Source organism: uncultured Phascolarctobacterium sp. (genome assembly GCF_905212365.1).
In the GTDB taxonomy this organism is placed as follows: Bacteria; Bacillota; Negativicutes; order Acidaminococcales; family Acidaminococcaceae; genus Phascolarctobacterium_A.
In genome coordinates, this window is record NZ_CAJMEH010000036.1 from 1 (window position 1) to 20,541 (window position 20,541).

16 protein-coding genes and 4 pseudogenes are annotated in these 20,541 nt (G+C 49.8%); 18 read left to right on the forward strand and 2 right to left on the reverse strand.

The genetic code is table 11. The features are described from left to right. Positions 1–314, forward strand: a pseudogene (locus tag QZ105_RS06760) (phenylalanine--tRNA ligase subunit beta); the annotation flags it as partial. A gap of 104 nt (positions 315–418) precedes the next feature. On the opposite strand, the gene QZ105_RS06765 reads toward QZ105_RS06760, so the two are convergent. Both QZ105_RS06765 and QZ105_RS06770 read right to left on the reverse strand, forming a co-directional pair. After that, on the reverse strand, positions 419–853 hold the full coding sequence (locus tag QZ105_RS06765; protein WP_293729091.1) for a hypothetical protein: 435 nt from the start codon (positions 851–853) through the stop codon (positions 419–421). Between the two features lie 30 nt (positions 854–883). After that, positions 884–1,381, reverse strand: a complete 498-nt coding sequence (locus tag QZ105_RS06770; protein WP_293729092.1) for an NAD-binding protein — start codon at positions 1,379–1,381, stop codon at positions 884–886. 220 nt (positions 1,382–1,601) lie between these two features. Between QZ105_RS06770 and QZ105_RS06775 the strand changes: the two genes are divergently transcribed. The 17 genes and pseudogenes from QZ105_RS06775 to QZ105_RS10580 form a co-directional block, all read left to right on the forward strand. Beyond that, positions 1,602–2,453, forward strand: a complete 852-nt coding sequence (locus tag QZ105_RS06775) for a deoxyribonuclease IV (protein ID WP_293729093.1) — start codon at positions 1,602–1,604, stop codon at positions 2,451–2,453. A 495-nt stretch (positions 2,454–2,948) separates the two neighbouring features. Further along, positions 2,949–4,412, forward strand: coding sequence for an anthranilate synthase component I (trpE, locus tag QZ105_RS06780; RefSeq protein WP_293729094.1), 1,464 nt, complete (start codon positions 2,949–2,951; stop codon positions 4,410–4,412). Between the two features lie 2 nt (positions 4,413–4,414). Then, on the forward strand, positions 4,415–4,981 hold the full coding sequence (locus QZ105_RS06785) for an aminodeoxychorismate/anthranilate synthase component II (RefSeq protein WP_293729095.1): 567 nt from the start codon (positions 4,415–4,417) through the stop codon (positions 4,979–4,981). 62 nt (positions 4,982–5,043) lie between these two features. Next, complete coding sequence (gene trpD, locus QZ105_RS06790; RefSeq protein ID WP_293729096.1) at positions 5,044–6,060, forward strand: anthranilate phosphoribosyltransferase; 1,017 nt, start codon at positions 5,044–5,046, stop codon at positions 6,058–6,060. Positions 6,061–6,071: 11 nt separating this feature from the next. Beyond that, positions 6,072–6,854: an indole-3-glycerol phosphate synthase TrpC gene (gene trpC / locus QZ105_RS06795; RefSeq protein WP_293729097.1), complete on the forward strand. Its 783-nt coding sequence runs from the start codon at positions 6,072–6,074 to the stop codon at positions 6,852–6,854. After that, a complete protein-coding gene (locus tag QZ105_RS06800) occupies positions 6,847–7,476 on the forward strand; it encodes a phosphoribosylanthranilate isomerase (RefSeq protein WP_293729098.1) in 630 nt (209 codons plus the stop codon). Before trpC ends, QZ105_RS06800 begins: the two co-directional genes overlap by 8 nt. Then, complete coding sequence (gene trpB / locus QZ105_RS06805) at positions 7,473–8,657, forward strand: tryptophan synthase subunit beta (protein ID WP_293729099.1); 1,185 nt, start codon at positions 7,473–7,475, stop codon at positions 8,655–8,657. The genes QZ105_RS06800 and trpB overlap by 4 nt, the downstream gene beginning before the upstream one ends. Continuing rightward, positions 8,650–9,435, forward strand: a complete 786-nt coding sequence (gene trpA / locus QZ105_RS06810; protein ID WP_293729100.1) for a tryptophan synthase subunit alpha — start codon at positions 8,650–8,652, stop codon at positions 9,433–9,435. The genes trpB and trpA overlap by 8 nt, the downstream gene beginning before the upstream one ends. Before the next feature lie 121 nt (positions 9,436–9,556). Further along, the gene (locus QZ105_RS06815; protein WP_293729101.1) at positions 9,557–11,107 is read left to right on the forward strand and encodes an AbgT family transporter; all 1,551 of its coding nucleotides are present in this window, start codon (positions 9,557–9,559) and stop codon (positions 11,105–11,107) included. Positions 11,108–11,154: 47 nt separating this feature from the next. Then, complete coding sequence (gene pepT / locus QZ105_RS06820) at positions 11,155–12,414, forward strand: peptidase T (RefSeq protein WP_366936009.1); 1,260 nt, start codon at positions 11,155–11,157, stop codon at positions 12,412–12,414. A 354-nt stretch (positions 12,415–12,768) separates the two neighbouring features. After that, the gene (locus QZ105_RS06825; RefSeq protein WP_293729103.1) at positions 12,769–14,562 is read left to right on the forward strand and encodes a DUF262 domain-containing protein; all 1,794 of its coding nucleotides are present in this window, start codon (positions 12,769–12,771) and stop codon (positions 14,560–14,562) included. Between the two features lie 123 nt (positions 14,563–14,685). Continuing rightward, complete coding sequence (locus tag QZ105_RS06830) at positions 14,686–15,045, forward strand: hypothetical protein (RefSeq protein ID WP_293729104.1); 360 nt, start codon at positions 14,686–14,688, stop codon at positions 15,043–15,045. Between the two features lie 62 nt (positions 15,046–15,107). Beyond that, positions 15,108–15,260 (forward strand): annotated as a pseudogene (locus QZ105_RS06835) (cell division protein); the annotation flags it as partial. A gap of 261 nt (positions 15,261–15,521) precedes the next feature. Beyond that, on the forward strand, positions 15,522–16,640 hold the full coding sequence (locus QZ105_RS06840) for an efflux RND transporter periplasmic adaptor subunit (protein ID WP_293729106.1): 1,119 nt from the start codon (positions 15,522–15,524) through the stop codon (positions 16,638–16,640). Positions 16,641–16,642: 2 nt separating this feature from the next. Then, positions 16,643–19,726: an efflux RND transporter permease subunit gene (locus QZ105_RS06845; protein ID WP_293729107.1), complete on the forward strand. Its 3,084-nt coding sequence runs from the start codon at positions 16,643–16,645 to the stop codon at positions 19,724–19,726. A 152-nt stretch (positions 19,727–19,878) separates the two neighbouring features. Next, a pseudogene (locus QZ105_RS10575) lies at positions 19,879–20,223 on the forward strand (ribonuclease HIII); the annotation flags it as partial. A gap of 163 nt (positions 20,224–20,386) precedes the next feature. Next, a pseudogene (locus tag QZ105_RS10580) lies at positions 20,387–20,541 on the forward strand (ribonuclease HIII); the annotation flags it as partial.

Sequence of the window (20,541 nt, forward strand, 5' to 3'; positions counted from 1 at the left end):
CCGCCGTGCCTAAATACCAGCACCTGCCTAAATATCCCGCTATGAGCCGCGATATTGCCGTTGTCGTGCCGCTGGAGGTAAGCAACGAGGAAATCGAAGCCGTAATCCGCGCCAACGCCGGCGAGCTGTTGCGCACAGTCCGCGTGTTCGATATTTACACCGGCAAGCAGGTCGCGGCAGGCTGCAAATCCATGGCCTTCAACCTGACCTATCAGGCGGACGACCGCACCCTGACCGACGCCGAGGTGGACGCCAGCATGAAGCAGGTTATCGCTCAGGTGGCCGAGGCTTATAAAGCAAAGCTGAGAGCATAATTTGTAAAACGCAGCGCGTTCATTAGCCGCAAAATATAACAAGGACTGAACCCTGTAAAAATTTTTCAGAGTTCAGTCCTTAATTTTATGCGCGGGGATAAAATTTATTTTTTCAGCGAAGCCGCTCTTTCCAAAAAGCCTCGCAGAATATCGCAGGAGGCGTTGAATTTTTCCTGTTCTTCGTCTGCCAGCGCTACTTCTAAAATTTCTTCGATACCGTTTTTGCCGATAACGCAGGGCACGCCTGCGGCTACGTCCTTCTGTCCGTATTGGCCGTTGAGCGCGGTGGAGCAGGGCCAAATCAAATTTTGGTCGTGGAAGATGGCGCTGATAATCATCACGGCGGCGTTGGCGATGCCGAATTCGGTGCAGCCCTTGCCGTCGATTTCAATATCGCCGGCTTTTTTAACTTGCGCCTGCAAATCTTCTAAATTGATGACTGCGATGTCCGGGCGTTCGGCGCGCAGCTGCAGGAACGGCTTGGTGCCGATGCGAATGCGGGACCAGACGATGAAGCTGGAATTGCCGTGCTCGCCCATGCAGATGATCTCCTGCCCGACGATGATCGTTTAGCCGGTGGCGGCGCTGAGCACCCGCAGCAGGCGGTAGCTTTCCAAGCTGGTGCCGGTGCAGAAGCAGCGGTGGGGCTCCCAGTTCATTTCACGGCGAATATATTCGCAAATAATGTCGGCCGGATTGGAAATGCTGAGCATAATGCCTTTGAAATCCACGGTCTTGAGATGGGAAACCACTTCGTCCGCCATTTTTATGGAATCGTCGAACATATCCAGACGGGTTTCGCCGGGGCGGCGGCTGCGGCCAAAGGCCATAACGAGAATATCGGCGTCGTTCAGCTCCTCGTAACCGCCTGCGCGGATGCTTACGTCGCGTCCGGATAAGGAGCCGCTGACGCAGTCGTCCAAATCCAGCGCCTGGGCTGCGGCCTTTTGCGGCAGAATATCGATGAGCACAATATCGTCGGCTTCGCCGGATTGAATGAGAGCTAAAGCGACATGGGAGCCTACATGGCCCGCGCCGACGATGACGACCTTACGGTTTTTAAACATGATGCATACCTCCAATTTGCGAAACGCAGCTTCGCTGCCAAATGAGAAAAAATAAACGCAAATCACTTAAATATAGTATACTATTATCTGTAGCGGGCGACAAATTTTTTTAGTGAGGAATTTGTAAAATAAAAAGGATTTGCCGGGACGCAGGTCGTATTATTATCGCTGGAAAAAATCGCGGGCATAGTTTGACCGCGCTTGCGTAAAGGAGTATAAGATGCTGCATATAGGATGTCATTTATCTTCAAGTAAAGGCTTTTTAGCTATGGGTAAAACGGCGCTGTCCATTGGGGCCGACACCTTTCAATTTTTTACGCGCAATCCCCGCGGAGGCAAAGCGAAAGAGGTAAAGCCGGAGGACGCGGCGGCGCTGGCGCAGCTGTGCGCGGAGCATAATTTTGCGCCGCTGCTGGCGCATGCGCCTTACACTATGAATCCTGCTGCCGCCGAGCCGCGCATTTTAGACTTTGCCCGCATGGTTATGGAGGGCGATTTGGCGCAGCTGGAATATCTGCCGGGCAATATGTATAATTTTCATCCGGGTAGCCATGTGAAGCAGGGCGCGGAGGTGGGCGTGGAAAAAATCGCCGCGCTGCTCAACGCGGTGCTGCATAAGGATTTGCATACCACGGTGCTTTTGGAAACTATGGCGGGCAAGGGCTCGGAAATTGGCCGCAGCTTTGAGGAGCTGGCCGCAATTTTGGACAAGGTGCAGCTGAACGAAAAAGTGAGCATCTGCCTGGATACCTGCCATATTTTTGACGGCGGCTATGATATTGTCAATAATCTGGACGGGGTTTTAGAAAGCTTTGACCGCGTTATAGGTCTGAATAAGCTGCGCGCCGTACATTTGAACGACAGCCTGAATCCTTTGGGCAGCCATAAGGACCGCCACGCCTGCATCGGAGCAGGAACGATCGGGCTTGCTGCGTTGTCGGCGGTGACGAAGCACCCGGCGCTGCGCAATTTGCCTTTTTATTTGGAAACGCCGAACGAGCTGCCGGGCTACGCGGCGGAAATCAAAATGCTGCGGGAGCTGTACGAAGAAGATTTTCGGCATGGGGTATAGAATGCTGAAGGTGGAGTGAGCTTTGCGTTTGGCAAGTCGCGCTCGCTTTTGCCGGTGTACAATTCATTTTGTAAATTACTTTACAAAATGAATTGCATCTTCGCAGTAAAAAACTTTTTTGTAAAAAACAGTTGACGCTATGCGTAGCCGGTAGTAAAATAAGCACAACTTCAAAAAACCGCAAACCGTTGAGACGGAGATCAAGTCGGTAGATGCGCTTACAGAGAGTCCGGGGAGCTGAAAGCCGGGTAGAGATGCAGGCCGATAAATGGACCGTCGAGGGTGCTGTCAAATCGTTGAAAGTGATTTGTAAAATCATTGAGCGAGAGTATTCGGCAACGTAACATCTGCGTTAAGGGTGAGGAATGTGTTGGCATTCTGCGAAAGAGCGCCGCGTGGCGGCGAAACAAGGTGGTACCGCAGGTATAAGTTTATTATGGCCTGTCCTTGAGTAAAATCGAGGACGGGTCTTTTTTATTGGTATGAGGTGTTAAAATGTTAAATTTAACTTTGGAACAGGTTAAGGCATACGCTAAGGAATACAAAGCGGTGCCCGTGGCGAAGGAATGCCTAGCGGATATGCTGACGCCGCTGGCGTTTCTGGCTAATGTAAGGCGCAGCAGCCGCAATTATTTTTTGCTGGAAAGCATCGAGGGCGGCGAGCATTGGGCGCGCTATTCCTTCGTAGGGTACGACCCGGTGCTGCGTTTGAAAATTACCGACGGCGACGCGGAAATTATCAGCGGCGCGGCGGTGAAGTACAAGGAGCAGGACCCGCTGAACTGTATCCGCAATATTTTGGCGGAATACAAAGCGCCGCAAATCGACGGACTGCCCAATTTTACCGGCGGTCTGGTGGGCGTGTTCGGCTTCGACTTTATGCGTTACTGCGAGCCGGAGATGCGCGTAAACAAAGAGCGCAAGACCGATTTTGCCGACGTGGATTTAATGCTTTTCGATAAGCTGATAGCTTTTGACCATTTGAAGCAAAAGATTTTTTTAATTGCCAACGTCAAGACGGATAACGTGGAGGTTAATTACGCTAAAGCTGAGCGTGAGATAGCGGCGATGGAGGAAATGCTCTTTATGCCCGTGCAGCCCTTTAAGCCGGCAAAGGCGAAGCTGGGAGAATTTACCAGCAACCAGAGCCGCGAGCAGTATGCAAAAAATGTTTTGGCGTGCAAGGAGTATATTAAAAACGGCGACGCTTTTCAGATTGTCTACGCGCAAAAGTTCAGCGCTGCCTATGACCAAAGCTTGTTCAGCGCTTACCGTTATTTGCGCACGACGAACCCGTCGCAGTACATGGTTTTTCTGCACAACGACGATGTGGAAATTGCCGGCAGCTCGCCGGAAACTTTAGTCAAGGTCGTGGGGCGCGAGGTCATCAGCATGCCGATTGCCGGTACGCGGCGACGCGGCAAAACTGCGGCGGAGGATTTGGCGCTGGAGCGCGAGCTTTTGGCGGATGCCAAGGAAACTGCGGAGCATAATATGCTGGTGGACCTGGGACGCAACGACGTGGGCCGCGTCTGCGACTTCGGCACGGTGAAGGTCAGCGATTATAAAGCGATTAAGCGGTTCAGCCATGTGATGCACATAACGAGTAAAGTGACGGGCAGGCTGAGCGAGGGCAAGGACGCGCTGGACGCTTTGAAGGCGGTTTTCCCGGCGGGAACCTTGAGCGGCGCGCCGAAAATCCGCGCTTGCGAAATTATCGACGAGCTGGAGCCGGAGCGACGCGGTGTGTACGGCGGCGGCATGGGCTATCTTGATTTCGGCGGCAATATGGATATTTGCATTACGATTCGCACCATGGTCAAGAAAAACGACCGCGTATATATTCAGGCTGGCGGCGGCATCGTCTTCGACAGCGTGGTGGACAATGAATTTCAGGAAACGGTTAATAAGGCCGGCGCTTGCATGACGGCGCTGCGCCTGACGGCAGAGGAGGAGTAAGCATGATTTTGATTATCGATAATTACGACAGCTTTACCCATAATCTGTACCAGCTGATTGGCGAAATCAACCCGGATATTAAAGTCGTGCGCAACGATAAGATAACGGTTGCGGAAATCGACGCGCTGCGTCCCAGCCACATTATCATTTCGCCGGGGCCGGGTAATCCGCAGCAGGCGGGTATTTGCCTGGAGGTCATCAAGCGATTGAGCGGCAAATATCCGATTTTAGGCGTGTGCCTGGGTCATCAGGCCATTGGCGAAGCGTTCGGCGGCAAGGTAGTGCGCGCGCCGGAAATTGTTCACGGCAAGAGCGATAAAATTTACATCGTCAAAGAGTCGCCGCTTTTGGCGGGTCTGCCCGACGGCTTTGAAGCGGCCCGCTACCATTCGCTGATAGTGGAGCCCGAAAGCTTGCCGGAATGTCTGGAGGTTACGGCGCAAACGCAAAAATGCGAAATCATGGCGCTGCAGCATAAGGAATATCAGGTGTACGGCGTGCAGTTCCATCCCGAATCCATTATGACGCCGCAGGGGCGGGTAATTCTGGAGAATTTCTTAAAATTATAAATAACATATCAGAGCCAGCTCCCTTGCAGGGAGCCGAAAGAAAAAATAAGGAGCGATATACCATGATTAAAGAAGCGATTGAAAAAATAGTTGACAAGCAGGATTTGAGCTACCGCGAAGCCTACGACGTGATGAACGAGATTATGAGCGGCGAAACTACGGCGACGCAGAACGCGGCGTTTTTGGCGGCGCTGTCGACCAAGAGCACGACGGCGGAAACCACCGACGAAATTGCCGGCTGCGCGGCCGCGATGCGCGACCATGCGTTAAAAGTGGAAACGGATATGGATATTTTTGAAATCGTCGGCACCGGCGGCGACCACGCCAACAGCTTCAACATTTCCACGACGTCGGCTTTGGTTGCGGCTGCAGGCGGCATGAAGGTGGCCAAGCACGGCAACCGCGCCGCTTCTTCCAAATGCGGCACGGCGGATTGTCTGGAAGCGCTGGGCGTGAACATTCAGCAGAGCCCGGAAAAATGTATAGAATTATTGAAGGAAGTCGGCATGTGCTTCTTTTTCGCGCAGAAGTACCACACTTCGATGAAATACGTCGGCCCCATCCGCAAGGAGCTGGGCATCCGCACCGTGTTCAATATTTTAGGGCCGCTGACGAACCCCGGCAGTCCCAAACGCCAGCTTTTGGGCGTATACGACGAATATCTGGTGCAGCCTTTGGCGCAGGTTTTAATCAGCCTGGGCGTTCAGCGCGGCATGGTGGTTTACGGTCAGGATAAGCTGGACGAAATTTCTTTGAGCGCGCCGACGACGGTGTGCGAATTTAAAGACGGCTGGTTGAAAAATTATGTGATTACGCCGGAGCAGTTCGGCTTTGAACGGTGCCGCAGAGAAGATTTGCGCGGCGGTATGCCGGACGAAAATGCCAAAATTACGCGCGACGTGCTGGGCGGCGAGCGCGGACACCGCCGCAACGCCGTACTTTTGAACGCGGGCGCGGCTTTGTACATCGGCGAGAAGGCGGCGACTTTGGAAGAAGGCGTGAAGCTGGCGGCAGAACTTATCGACAGCGGCAAAGCCTTGGCAGCGCTGGCTAAGCTTATCGAGTTGAGCAATAAATAAGCGGTGGCAAGATGACGATACTGGACGAAATTGCAAAATACGCTAAAAAGCGCGTGGCAAAGGCTAAGGAGCAAAAAAGCTTATACGCTGTGCGGGACGAGGCCGAAGGCCGGCCGCAGGGCAAGGATTTTCAGGCGGCGTTGGCCGCTCCCGGACTCAGCGTTATCGCCGAGCTGAAAAAAGCGTCGCCTTCCAAGGGCTTAATTGACCCGGACTTTGAGCGCCGCTACCTGGCGCAGGCACAGCTTTACGAGGAAGGCGGCGCGGCGGCGATTTCCTGCCTGACGGAGCCGCGATATTTTTTGGGCAGCGACGAATATTTGACGCAGGTGCGGCAAAGAGTGAACTTGCCAATTTTGCGTAAGGACTTCACCGTCGATGAATACCAGATATATGAAGCGAAAAATATCGGCGCGGACGCGGTGCTCTTGATTTGCTCGCTGCTGAGCGCAAGCCAGCTGGCGGAATATTTGTGCCAGGCGCGTGAACTCAACATGGCGGCGCTTGTGGAGGCGCACACGGCGGAAGAGGTAAGCACGGCGTTGGCGGCGGGCGCGGAAATTATCGGCGTCAACAACCGCAATCTGAAAGACTTTAGCGTGAACCCGTTGAACAGTTTGCGCTTGCGTGACAAAATCCCGCAGGATAAAATTTTTGTCGCTGAAAGCGGCGTTACCTGCGCCAGCGACGCGGCGGCGCTTAAAGCGGCGGGCGCGCAGGCGGTGTTGGTTGGCGAAGCGTTGATGCGGGCGGCGGACCCGGCGGCGCTGATTAAGGAGCTGCGCGGTGAGTAAAATCAAAATAAAAATTTGCGGCCTGAGCCGCAGGGAAGATATTGCCTGCGTCAACGAACTGCTGCCGGATTTTATCGGCTTTAACTTTTATCCGCCAAGCAAGCGTTACGTAACGGCGCGGCAGGGGGGGGGGCTGAAAAAAATTTTGTCGCCGCAGATTAAAGCCGTGGGCGTCTTTGTCAACGCGGAAATGGATTTTATTTTATCGCTGGCGGCTGCTGGCGTTATCGATATGATTCAGCTGCACGGCGACGAGGATGCGGCCTACTGCCGCAAATTAAAAGCACTGACGCGACTGCCCTTGATTAAAGCGGTGCGCGTCCGCAATGAAGAATCCCTGCGCGGTTTGGAGAATTATCCTGTCGACTATTTCCTTTTCGACGCTTATGCGCAGGGGCAGTACGGCGGTACGGGGCAGCGCCTGGCGGTGCCGCTGAAAGATAAAAAAATCGCCCGGCCCTATTTTATAGCGGGCGGGCTGGACGCGGACAATGTTTTAGAAATATTAAGCGAGGCCGACGCTTTCGCCGCAGACGTGTGCGGCGGCGTGGAAACGGACGGCGTGAAGGACCCGCAGAAAATCGCGGCGTTTATAGAAAAGATAAGGGGAGATTACAAATGACCAAAGGAAGATACGGTATCCACGGCGGGCAATACATGCCGGAGACCTTGATGAACGCGGTATTGGAGCTGGAAGCGGCTTATGAAAAATATAAAAACGACCCGGAGTTTAAAGCCGAGCTGGCGCGTTTGTACCGGGAGTACGCTAACAGACCGTCGCTTTTATATTACGCGGAAAAAATGACGCAGGATCTGGGCGGCGCTAAAATCTACCTCAAGCGCGAGGATTTGAACCATACCGGCGCGCACAAAATCAATAACGTACTGGGGCAGATCTTACTGGCGCAGAAGATGGGCAAAAAGCGCGTTATCGCCGAAACGGGCGCGGGCCAGCACGGCGTAGCGACCGCGACCGCCGCGGCGTTGATGAATATGGAATGCGTCGTTTATATGGGCAAGGAGGATTGCGAGCGGCAGAAGCTCAACGTGTTCCGCATGGAGCTTTTGGGAGCGAAGGTCGTGCCCGTTGCCAGCGGCACCGGTACGCTCAAGGACGCGGTAAACGAAGCGCTGCGCGTATGGACGGAGCGCGTGGAGGATACTTATTATGTGCTGGGCAGCGTTATGGGACCGCATCCCTATCCTGAAATCGTGCGCGACTTCCAAAAAATTATCGGCGAGGAAATCCGCGCGCAGATGCTGGAAAAAGAGGGACGCCTGCCCGATGTTTTAATCGCCTGCGTGGGCGGCGGCTCGAACGCCATCGGTATGTTCTACGATTTTATTAAGGAAGAAAACGTGCGCTTAATCGGCGTCGAGGCCGCGGGGCTGGGCGTGGATAACCCGAAGAACGCCGCTACCATCGCCAACGGAACGCTGGGAATTTTCCACGGCATGAAATCTTATTTCTTGCAGGATAAATACGGTCAGATTGCACCGGTATATTCTATTTCCGCAGGCTTGGATTATCCCGGCATCGGGCCGGAGCACGCTTATCTGCACGACATCGGCCGCGCCGAATATGTTGCGGCTACGGACAGGGAAGCGGTGGACGCTTTCAGTTACCTGTCGAAAATGGAAGGCATCATTCCGGCTATCGAAAGCGCGCACGCTTTGGCTTACGCTATGAAGCTGGCGCCGACGCTGCCCAAGGATAAAATTATCGTGGTTAATATTTCCGGCCGCGGCGACAAGGACGTTGCCGCTATCGCGCGTTACATGGGGGTTGATTTATATGAATAGAATTGCGAAAGCGTTTGCGGAAAAGAAAAAATTATTTATCGGTTTCATTACGGCGGGCGATCCCGATTTAGCGACGACGAAGGAGCTGGTGCTGGCTATGGTTAAGGCCGGCGTCGGCATCGTAGAATTTGGCATTCCCTTTTCCGACCCCGTGGCGGAAGGCGAAGTGATTCAGCGCGCCGACCTGCGGGCCTTGGCGTCCGGTACGACTACGGATAAAATTTTCGATTTGGTAGCGGAGCTGCGGCAGGAAACGCAGGTACCGCTGGTGTTTTTGACCTACGCCAACCCGATTTACGCTTACGGCGCTGAGCGTTTCTTCACCCGCTGCGAGGAAACGGGCGTGGACGGCGTCATTGTTCCAGATATTCCCTATGAGGAGCGCGAGGAAATGCGTCCTTACAGCGAGCCTCATCAGGTGGCGCTGGTGCCTTTGGTAGCGCCCACTTCCAAGGACCGCATTCAGAAAATCGCTAAAATCGCGCAGGGTTATGTGTATGTGGTTTCTTCCCTGGGAGTTACCGGCGTGCGCAGCCATATTACCACGGATATCGGAGCTATCGTGGAGGAAGTACGCAAGGCTACGTCCACTCCCGTGGCCGTGGGCTTCGGCATCGCGACGCCGGAACAGGCTAACGCTATGGCGAAGGTCAGCGACGGCGCTATCGTGGGCAGCGCTATCGTTAAATTAGTAGAAAAGTACGGCAAGGACGCGCCCGCTCACGTTTACGATTACGTTAAATCCATGGTCGAGGCTGTGGAGCGCGCAGCGCAGTAACAAAAAAATTTATGCAGCTCCTCAAGAGATAAAAACCTTGGGGAGCTTTTATCGATTTTGCAATATTCTACTAATAATGATATAATTAAAAGCGATTTTATTCAAAGGAGTGATTTATCCTATGCAAGCAACTCAGGAAAAAACTCAGTCCGGCGGTTTGCTAGGACTGATTGAGCGCATCGGCAACAAAATCCCCGATATTACGATTCTGTTTATCGGTGCGTTTGTTATCTGCTGCGTTCTGTCGGCCATTTTATCCACTATGCACTTTGGCTATGTGCATCCGACGACGGGCAAGGAAATTGTTGTCAATAATATGCTCAGCGGGCAGAATTTAGTAACGCTGCTCAGCAAGATGGTTACGAACTATGCGGGTTTCCCTCCCTTGGGCATGGTAATCGTCGCTACCCTGGGTATTGGTATTGCCGACGGTTCCGGTTATATCAATACGGCGCTGAAAAAGATTTTGTCCATTACGCCTAAATTTTTAATTACGCCCATTATTATTCTGGTTGGCATGCTCAGCCATTTGGGCCCCGATACCGGCTATGTTATTATCATTCCCGTAGCCGCTTATATGTTTTACGCCAGCGGTAAGCATCCCTTGGCAGGTATCGGCGCTTCCTTTGCCGGTATTGCCGGCGCTTTTGCCGCCAACTATACGCCGTCCGCTATCGACCCCGTAATTCAGGGCTTCACGCAAAGCGCGGCGCAGATTATCGACCCGACTTATCAGGTCAACGTTTTGTGTAATTATTTCTACGCCTTTGGCGCGACCTTCATCGTTATTCCCATCTGCTGGTACGTTACCGAGCGCGTAGTAGAGCCCTGGCTGTGGAAAAACTGCCCGCTGGATAAAGATATCGATGTGGGCGAGGACGCCAACACTGCGGTAACGCCCAAAGAAAACCGCGCCTTTTATGCGGCTTCCGGCGTGCTGCTCATTATGGTTGTGGGTCTGGTGGCGCTGCTGTTGCCCGCCGATTCCATCTTCCGCGATAAGGACGCCATGCTGGCCAGCTTTAAAGCTCCCGTAATGCAGTCCATCGTTTCGCTGCTCTTTATCTATACTGGCGCTGTTGGTTTGGTATACGGCGCGATGGTCGGCAAGTTTAAATCCCCCAAGGATGTGACCAAGGCTATGGAAGATATTACCAAGACCTTGGTACAGCTTATCGTATTCTATTTCTTCGCCGCTCAATTCCTGTACGCTTTCGGCGCTTCCAATATGGGCGCGTTGATTGCCATTGCCGGCGCTGAATTTTTGAAGTCTTTGGCTTTGCCGCCGCAGATTACAGTTTTCGGTATCATTATTTTCGTAGCGCTGCTGAATTTGATTATTACCTCCGCTTCGGCTAAATGGGCTATTCTGGCGCCCATCTTCGTCCCCATGCTGATGGCCGTAGGTATTGCGCCGGAGCTGACTCAGGTTGCTTTCCGCGTCAGCGACTCTGCCGTAAACGTAGTAACGCCCATGTTCGCTTTCTATCCTTTGATTATTTTGTATTGCCAGAAATATGTTAAGAGCGCCGGCATCGGCACCTTGAGCTCCCTCATGCTGCCCTATACCGTGGCGCTGCTTATCAGCCTGACCATTATGCTGTACGTTTTCTGGGGCTTGGATATTCCTTTGGGGCTGCAGGCTGATTATGTGTATCCCAGAAGATTTTAGTTTCTGATACGGTAGTCAATATATTTTTTCACAACAGAAAGGAAGTAATGATAATGAAAACTGCCATGCAGGATCGTTTAGCGCAGCGCTTTCTGCGCTATGCCGCTATCAATAGCCAAAGCATCGAGAGTGCGCCCGTAGTTCCTTCCACTTCCGGTCAGCGCCAGCTGGCGGAGCTGCTGAAGGCCGATTGCGCCGAGCTGGGCGTAGTTGATTTGGAAATCAGCGAGTATTCCGTTTTAACCGGCCGCCTGCCGTCCAATCTGCCCGCAGGCTATCATAAGGTGCCTACGGTGGGCTGGGTAGCGCATTTGGATACGGTCAACGTCAATTTATCCGGCGACGTGCATCCGCAAATCGTAGAAAATTATCAGGGCGGCGACGTGCTGCTGAACGCTGAAAAGCAAATCTACATTAAAGTAAGCGAGCATCCGGAGCTGGAAAAATATATCGGCAGCGATTTAATCGTCAGCGACGGCACTTCCGTGCTGGGAGCCGACAATAAAGCCGCTATCGCCAATATTATGGTGACGCTGGAAACGCTGGCCAACGACCCGACTATTTTGCACGGCGATATTTATCTGGCCTTTGTGCCCGATGAAGAAGTGGGCCTGTGCGGCAGTAAGAAAATGGATTTCAGCAAATTCCCCGTGGATTTTGCTTACACCATCGACTGCTGCGAGCTGGGCGAGGTTGTCTACCAAACCTTTAACGCCGGCAGCGCTACCGTGAAGGTTAAGGGCGTAACCGCTCATCCCATGTCCGCTAAAAATACGCTGGTCAACCCGACGCTGGTGGCTGTGGACGTTATCAACTGTCTGGACAGAATGCAGACGCCGGAGCATACTGAAGGCACCGAGGGCTTCATCTGGGTAGAGTCCTTGCAGACCAACGTGTCCGAGGCTGTGCTGAATTTGAAGATTCGCGACCACAGCAAGGCGATGTACGAAGCGCGCAAAAAATTCATTGCCGACGCTGTGGACTATGTGAAGGCTAAAAATCCCAAGGCTGGCGTAGAGCTGCAAATTGTGGACGTTTACGGCAATATTGCCGACGCTATCCGCGACGATAACAGGGCCTGCATCGACCATATTTTTGAAGCTATGAAAGAGCTGAACATCGAGCCGAAAAATATGACTATGCGCGGCGGCACCGACGGATCCTTTATTTCCACGAAAGGCATTTTAACGCCCAACTATTTCACCGGAGCGCATAATTTCCACTCCTACTGCGAATTTATGCCCATGGACGCCGTGGAAAAAAGCTGCCTGATGACCTTAAAGCTGATTGAGCTGATTACGAAGTAAAATAATCTGTAATTGAAAATTAAACGGCGAACTCCGCAGTTACCATTTAGGGACGCTGCGGAGTTTTTTTCTTGCTTAGAAGTTATTTTTAAAATTTTTTTGTTTTCCAAGCCGCGTTGGATATGGCAAATATGCTTTTCGTATCGCGTTTTACGATAGGAATTGGCGTTGTTGCAAAGAAACAGCTTTTGTAAACAGCCATATGAAATGGGAGAGGAAAGCTTAAAACGGCGTGGGAATTTCTGTTGAAGAAAGGCGGTGGATACGGTAAAATAAGAAATATAGGATATTTAATTAGGAATAGCGAGTACATTTTAATAGAAAATGTATAATTAAGATAGGGAGGGATTTGTTATGTCATTGAAAACTGTTAAAAGTCAAGTGTTTCCTTTAAAAATAGTATTAAATGCGAAATATACTGTAGATTTTTTTCAGAGAGAATATGTATGGACAAAAAAGCATATGGAGGATTTAATATCTGACTTATCACTGGAATTTTTGCGGCAATGGAATCAGGAGCATATTCTTTCTGAAGTGGAGAAATATGATCCATATTATATGGGAGAAATTGTTTTAGCGAAAAAAGAAGATGTAAATTTTTCTATTATAGATGGACAACAGAGAATTACTAGTCTGACTTTATTGTTAATATATATGAAACATACCTTTGGTGAATTAGAGAATTTTCCTAATGAAATAGATGGATTGATTTATAGCAATCACTATGGGGAATATAAATTTAATTTGAATATTCTTGATAGAAGAGAATGTATGTTAGGGCTTTATATGAAGGGTTGTTATGATGTGAAAGTTAGTGATACATCATCTGTTCATCATTTGGTGGAACGATATTCAGAAATAAAAGATATTTGGAATGATAATATTGATAATCATAATGCAGTAGCTTTTGCATATTGGTTAATGGAAAAGGTATGTTTTTCTAAAGTTTGGACAAATAATGATGAATTTGCATATGTAATATTCGAAACAATGAATGATAGGGGTCTGTCATTAACGCAAGTAGAGATGCTTCGTAGCTATTTATTAGCAAAAATTGATGAAGAAAATGATTTGCGCAATAAAGCTATGAAAAAATTTGATCAAGCAATTAGAAATTTAATAGATATAAAGTTAAGTTCAAAGTCGAAAGCAGAATTTGAGTTTTTCAAGGTATATTTGAGAACTCATTACGCAGAAGATATGACACAAGGAAAATCTGATTCAGATTTTGTTAGGATAGGCAAAGAGTTTCATAGATGGATTAGAGATAATAGTACGCTTTTGAAGCTTGAAAATAGTAATAATTTTTTTGATTTTGTAAATCAAATAGAGTATTTTGTATATGTATATAGAAAAATATATTCATTGATAGCTTCTAGAAATACTAGTGAATATCTTTATTTAATAGTCAATGATGATTATGGTTTTACATTACAACCAGCATTAATTATGGCGTCAGTTAAATACATGGATTCTGATGACATAATTGAAAGAAAGATAAAAATAGTATCTAAATATTTGACAAAATTACTTTCTTGGCGTGTATGGAATCAAAATATTATTTCGCAAAGTGCATTAGAAGCTGATATATATAAATTAGCTAAAGAAATTAGAAATATTAATATAATGGATTTGCAAAGTCATCTTGAAAATAATCCTATTGACTTGCCTGATTTAACCAATACTCCTATTTTGAATCAGCAAAATAAGCAAAAGATAAAAGTTTTACTGGCATTAATAACTGAAATAGTAGCTGTAAATTCTGGTGCGCCAGACTATATGCTTAATAAAAAAGATATAGAAATAGAACATATTTGGGCTGATGCTTATGAGGAACATAAGGATGAATTTAGTGAAGAAGGACAATTTTTAAATAGAAGAAATACAATTGGTGATCTATTATTGTTGCCAAAAAGTTTTAATGCTTCTTATGGGAAAGAACCGTATTCAGCTAAAGTAAAGCATTATATTGAACATAATATATTAGCACAAAGTTTGAGTGCGGATAAGTATGAAAAAAATCCAGGATTTTTGAAGTTTAAGGAGAGTAGCAAGTTAGCGTTTAAGCCGTATGATGACTTCAAAGATAATAACATTACAGAGAGGACGAATTTATATAGAGGTATCTTGATTTGGAATTGGAAATGATGAATTAAGAATGTAATTGTTAATTGAAAAAATCAAAATACTAGTTGTTATGTCTATGGTTATAAGTCTATGCTAGTTGTAATTATGTTATATGAAATGATGGTATGTGAAAGGGGAAGAAAAATGATTTTTTATCAATATGGTGAAGTGGCTATTGAGGCATACGAGTTAATTAAACAAGGAAAAGAGCCTGAAGAAGCTTGGAAAGAGAGTGCGGAAAAATTAATTGACAATCTAAATTCTCGAAAGAAGAGTTGCCAAAAACAAACTTTTGTAGGATTGTTTAAAGCAGATAATGGAAAAGTTAATTTGAATGCAGAATATGCTAGACAAGCTTTAGTAATTTTAGATGAAATACCAAAAGAAGAACTGGAAAAAATTAAACCTAGGGAATTTTGGGAAACGAAAATGAAAAATGTACCAAAGTCTTACAATAGCCAATTAGATGTGGTTTTTGCATTAAGAAGCAAGGGATATATTTAAAATTTAAAATAATACTATATATAGATACATAGTATCTGCTATAAAATGAGTGTGGTGTTACCATGACTATCGAAAATAAATTGGGCTTAACAAATTCGGCTGAGCTGGCCAGAGAAGAGGAGCGTATCAGCAAAGCGCAAGCGGTTAAGTTGTTTGAGCAGAAGCTTTTGCAGAATTTGCCGTCCGGAAAATTCTGTACGCTGGCTTTCATCCATTTACAGTCTGACACGCGCACAAAATTTTAAATTAACGAGGCTTAGAGAATTACGAATAATTCTTTGAGCCTCGTTCTCATTTTTCTTAGAAGCTTTTCTTGCTTATCAGCCGCTAAAAGGGGTATAATATAAAATGTGATTCTATAAATTAAGTTAGACGCAGCAGACATTAAGCCGGTTTTCAGAAAGCTGGTATAAGTTAGAAATGATTTTTAATATCGAGCATAAATTTTTTTAGAGCGTGGATGAGGAGTGACGCCGATGAATTTGCAAAGTCGTAAGGTCAAAATAGTTTTGGGCAGTTGCGTTGCCGTTTGTTTAATCATTGCTTTTCGCATTTATAATAATATTCAAAACGAGCGGGAGCGCGCGGCCAGTTTGTCGCAATCTCGTGCTATTGCCGTGGAAACCGGGCATCCGGTGCGACAGACCATTATTCCGGAGCTGCACTTCAGCGGCAGTCTGGACCCGGACTGGCAGGCAGACGTGGCGGCGAAGGTTGACGGCCGTTTGGAAAAGGTTTATGTGCGTGAGGGCGACCGCGTTTCTAAAGGCCAGGTGCTGGCTATTTTGGAGCAGGTGGACACGGAAGCAGATTTGCTGAACGCCCGCGGCGCGTATCTTGACGCAAAGACGAATTTGCGCAAGGCGGAAACCGACGTGCGGCGCTATGAAAAATTATACGCTACGGGAGCTGTTTCCCAGCAGACGGTGGATGATTACCGTTTCGCACGCGATAACGCCGCGGCTAAGCTGGAGTCGGCGCGCGGTAATTTGCAGAGCATGGAATCAAAATCGGCGGCGACGGTGCTGACTGCTCCTGCCGACGGCATTATTTCCAAGCGTTATTATCAAGAGGGCTATTACGCTAAGTCGGGCACGCCGCTTTTTGCCGTGGCGGACATCAGCGTGTTGAAAACCGTTATTCATGTGCCGGAGGGGCAGGTAGCGGGTATCAGTGTGGGAAACGAGGCGCAGGTGTATTTGCCTGCGTATCCCGATAAAAAAATTATCGGCAGAATTACGCGCATTGCGCCGGTGGCCGACCTGCCGTCCCACACCTTTGCGACGGAAATCAGCGTGGACAACGGCGAGGGTCTTTTGGCCGGCGTATATGCCAATGTAAATTTAGTGGCTCAGCCCAAGAAAAATGTGCTGACGATTCCCGTACACGCTATCGTAATGCGCGACGACCAGCAGACGGTTTTTGTGGCTGACGCCGAGGGCGTTATTCAGCGCCGCGTGTTGACCTTAGGTTATTCCAACGCTGAGGTGGCCGAAGTTTTAAGCGGTCTGGAGGAAAGCGATCTTATCGTTACCGGGGGACAGAACAAGTTGCGCGAGGGCAGCCGTATAAATATAGAAAAGGCTGGTAAATAAGCATGATAGGTACATTTATTAAACGGCCTGTATTTACGACCATGTTTATTTTGCTGTTGGTCGTATTCGGTATCCGTTGTTATCCGGAAATCGGCGTCGATTTGAACCCAGATGTGGATCTGCCCATCGTCAGCGTACGCGTTACTTATGACGGCGCTTCGCCGGAGGAAATGGAAACGCTGGTTACGAAGCCTATCGAAAACCGCGTTAGCCAGGTATCGGGTATTAAAACGTTGTCGTCCACGGTTTTGGAGGGCTACAGCGAAACGGTTTTGGAATTTAATTTGGGTGTGGACCCGCAGGTTAAGGCCAGCGAGGTGCGCGAAAAGGTTTCCAGCGTGCGCCGCGCGCTGCCGGATGATATCGACGAGCCTGTAACGCAGACCGTAGATTTGAATGCCCGCGCTATCGTGGCTTATACGTTTTCTTCCGCTTCCCGCAGCCGCGGCGAGATCCGCCGTATTATCGAGGATAATATTTCGGACGAGCTGCAGATGGTGGACGGCGTATCCGAGGTTACGGTGCTGGGCGCCAGCCAGCGTGCTATCCGCATTGTGCTGAAACCGGAAAAAATGGCCGAGTACGGAGTTTCCTACCATACGATTCGAGATATTATCAATAAAAATAACTACAATACGCCCGGCGGCAAGGCTAAAAGTAAGAACATGGAAATCACGGTGCGTACTGTGGGCAAGTATAATACAGTCGACGATGTGAAAAAGGTTGTGGTGGCCAACGACAACGGCCGGCCGGTTTATATCGGCGAGATAGCCGACGTGCTGGACGACTGGGAGGACGAGGATACCTTTGCTAGCGCCAACGGCGTTCCCAGCGTTATGGCGTTCGTGCGCAAGCAGTCCAAAACCAATACGGTGGACGTAACGGATAATGTCAACGCCAAGATGGAGCTGTTGAAAAAATCCAATCTGCCGCCAGATATTATTGTTGAAAAGGTGCGCGACCAGTCCTCCTATATCCGCGAAAATATTGCCGACGTATGGAATACCATTTTGTTCGGCGGTTTTCTGGCGCTGCTCATAACCTATTTATTCCTGCGCAATTTTCGCGCCACCATTGTGGGCGGCTTGTGTATCCCCACGTCCGTCGTAGCGACCTTCTTTATGATGAAGGCGCTGGATTTTACGCTGAATAATATGTCGCTGATGGCGCTGAGTCTGGCTATCGGTATGCTTATCGACGATGCGATTGTTGTTATTGAAAATATTTTCCGCCATATTGAAATGGGAGAGACTCCCTTCGTGGCGGCGCGCAAGGCTACGGAGGAGCTGACGCTGGCTATTTTGGCAACCTCCTTTACGCTGATGGCCGTATTTGTGCCGATTGGCAATATGGGCGAAATCATCGGGCAGTTCTTTAAGCAGTTTGGCCTAACGGTAGCCTTTGCCGTGGCGTTTTCGACGATTGTCGCTTTTTCACTTACGCCCATGGTGTCCGCTTATTGGATTAAGGTGGAGACTGAAGAGGAAAGCGCTAAGAGCCGTAATAAATATTTGCAGCTGACGTTGGATAAATTTGAAGCGGGCTTTCAGAGCGTGCGCCAAATGTATAACGATTTGATGGCCTGGGCGCTGGAACGCCCCAAGAGCGTTGTGGCCGTGGGCGTTGTTTCCTTGGGCTTAAATTTGCTGCTGCTGCCCTTTGTCGGTACGGAATTTCAGCCGACCTACGATTCCGGTGAGTTTAGCGTTAATTTTAAAGCGCCCTACGGCACGAGCCTGATGAAAACTGTCGACATGGCTACGCCGCTGCAGCAGTATATTTCCAGCCTGCCGGAGGTGCGCATTGTAGCGCTGAATATCGGCAACGCCCGTAACCCTGTAAACCAGGGCTCTTTGGATATCCGCCTGAAACCCTCCAGCGAGCGCCAGCGCTCCATGCAGGAAATTATGGACGAGCTGCGCGGCCGCTTCGGCAATGTGGAGGGATTGAAGGTAACTGTCGTATCCAACCAAGGCGGCGGCCGCGGCGACAGCCGTCCGGTGCAGATTGGCCTGCGCGGCAATAATATTAAAGAGCTGCGTCAGTATGCGCTGGATTTGGCGGAAATGGTGCGCAATACGCCGGGCGCAACGGACGTGGATATTTCCGATTCGGAAGAGGAGCCGGAAATTATTATCCGCTTGGATCACGCTAAGGCCAGTGAGCTGGGGCTGGACGCAACGTACGTGGGTGAGGAAGTGGAAATGGCCTTTATGGGCAAGAGTACCAGCAACAGCTACACCATCGGCGATAACGATTACGACGTTATTTTGCAGATGGACCATAGCAGGCGCACGGATATTAACGACGTTATGAACCTGCGCATTTCTTCCAGCGACGGCACCTTCGTGCGGCTGGGCGATATTGCCAGCGTAGAATATGGCAGCGGCCCGACCCGTATCGAGCGCGAGGACAAGCAGCGCCAGATTGTGGTGTACGCCAATACCGTCGGTATTTCGCCGGGCGATTTGATTACTAAAATTACCGACGAATATATTCCGGCGATGAATATGCCGCCGGGCTACAATTATAAAAAGATCGGCCAAGCGGATAACATGGCGCGTTCCTTTGCGGAAATTACCAAGGCCGTTATTCTGGCTATCGTCGTCGTCTACATGGTATTGGCGGCGCAGTTTGAAAGCTTTTCCCAGCCGCTGATTATTATGACTTCTTTGCCCTTCGCCGTTATCGGCGCAGTTTTGGGCCTGTTGGTCGCAGGCCAGACGGCTAATATGATGAGCCTGATTGGCTTTACGATGCTGCTGGGTTTGGTAACGAAGAACGCTATTTTGCTGCTGGACTATGCCAACCAGGCGCGGGAGCGCGGGCTGCCGCTGCGCGAGGCGGTTTTGGAGGCCTGCTCCTTACGTCTGCGTCCTATCTTTATGACTACGCTGTCCACCTTGCTGGGTATGCTGCCCATTGCGCTGGGCGTTGGCGAGGGTGCGGAGCTGCGCCAATCCATGGGCGTGGTTCTGATTGGCGGCCTGACGACCTCCACCTTGCTGACGCTGGTGGTAGTGCCCTTGATCTATCTGCTTTTTGAGGATTGGAAAGAGAAGCATTATGTCGCTAAGGGCGAATAAATGAGGAGCTGACTATGAATAAATTGACGGAAGCGGAGTTTTCCGCCTATTTGCAGCAGATTCGCACCAAGATAAGCGCTGTAGCCGGCGTTGCGCGGGAAAAGCCCATCAATTACGGGCATCAGCTGGTAGTGGAGCAGAGCGGCGCGAAGATGACGCTGAATATTTATAATGGCAAAAAGGGCCTGAATTTAGTTTACAGCGGCGCCAGCGCTTTAATAGCTAAAGTGCAGGCCGCCGTAAACGGCGAGGCAGATAACGTAGCGAATCAGTCTGCGCCTGCCGCCAAGCTTGCGGCTGACGGCTTATGGGCCGGGAGCGATGAATCGGGCAAGGGAGATTTTTTCGGCAGTCTGGTGGTGGCTGCGGTCATCGTGGACGCTGCGACTGTCGGTAAGCTGCGTGCTGCCGGAGTAAAGGACTGCAAGCTGCTGACGGATAAAAAAATTTTGGAGCTGGAGGATGCCATTAAGGCTGCGGCTGTGGATTACAGCGTGCTGGAGCTGAAGCCCAGAGCTTATAATTTGCGCTACGAACAGGTGGCGGCGGAGGGCGGCAAGCTGAACCAGTTGCTGGGCTACGGTCATGTAGCGGCTCTAAGCCAGCCATTCCGATTGCGGCCGGGCGCTTATCGACCAGTTTACTACTTCTACCGTCAACGTGCGGGAGTTGTCCCGGCGCTTTCCCGGCTGTCAGGTGCGGCAGCAGCCCAAGGCGGAAAGCGATTTGGCGGTGGCAGCGGCGTCTGTTTTGGCGCGGGCGCGCTTTTTGCGCACGATGGAGGAGCTGGCTGCGGCCGCCGGGACGGACAGCTT

What these genes read in the sequence shown, in the direction of transcription:
- trpD (WP_293729096.1), top strand. Translation starts at nt 5,044, where the DNA reads ATGATTAAAGAAGCGATTGAAAAAATAGTTGACAAGCAGGATTTGAGC.
- trpA (WP_293729100.1), top strand. Translation starts at nt 8,650, where the DNA reads ATGAATAGAATTGCGAAAGCGTTTGCGGAAAAGAAAAAATTATTTATC.
- QZ105_RS06785 (WP_293729095.1), top strand. Translation starts at nt 4,415, where the DNA reads ATGATTTTGATTATCGATAATTACGACAGCTTTACCCATAATCTGTAC.
- QZ105_RS06840 (WP_293729106.1), top strand. Translation starts at nt 15,522, where the DNA reads ATGAATTTGCAAAGTCGTAAGGTCAAAATAGTTTTGGGCAGTTGCGTT.
- QZ105_RS06775 (WP_293729093.1), top strand. Translation starts at nt 1,602, where the DNA reads ATGCTGCATATAGGATGTCATTTATCTTCAAGTAAAGGCTTTTTAGCT.
- QZ105_RS06815 (WP_293729101.1), top strand. Translation starts at nt 9,557, where the DNA reads ATGCAAGCAACTCAGGAAAAAACTCAGTCCGGCGGTTTGCTAGGACTG.
- QZ105_RS06770 (WP_293729092.1), bottom strand. Translation starts at nt 1,381, where the DNA reads ATGTTTAAAAACCGTAAGGTCGTCATCGTCGGCGCGGGCCATGTAGGC.
- QZ105_RS06845 (WP_293729107.1), top strand. Translation starts at nt 16,643, where the DNA reads ATGATAGGTACATTTATTAAACGGCCTGTATTTACGACCATGTTTATT.
- trpC (WP_293729097.1), top strand. Translation starts at nt 6,072, where the DNA reads ATGACGATACTGGACGAAATTGCAAAATACGCTAAAAAGCGCGTGGCA.
- QZ105_RS06765 (WP_293729091.1), bottom strand. Translation starts at nt 853, where the DNA reads ATGGGCGAGCACGGCAATTCCAGCTTCATCGTCTGGTCCCGCATTCGC.
- trpB (WP_293729099.1), top strand. Translation starts at nt 7,473, where the DNA reads ATGACCAAAGGAAGATACGGTATCCACGGCGGGCAATACATGCCGGAG.
- pepT (WP_366936009.1), top strand. Translation starts at nt 11,155, where the DNA reads ATGATAATGAAAACTGCCATGCAGGATCGTTTAGCGCAGCGCTTTCTG.
- QZ105_RS06830 (WP_293729104.1), top strand. Translation starts at nt 14,686, where the DNA reads ATGATTTTTTATCAATATGGTGAAGTGGCTATTGAGGCATACGAGTTA.
- trpE (WP_293729094.1), top strand. Translation starts at nt 2,949, where the DNA reads ATGTTAAATTTAACTTTGGAACAGGTTAAGGCATACGCTAAGGAATAC.
- QZ105_RS06825 (WP_293729103.1), top strand. Translation starts at nt 12,769, where the DNA reads ATGTCATTGAAAACTGTTAAAAGTCAAGTGTTTCCTTTAAAAATAGTA.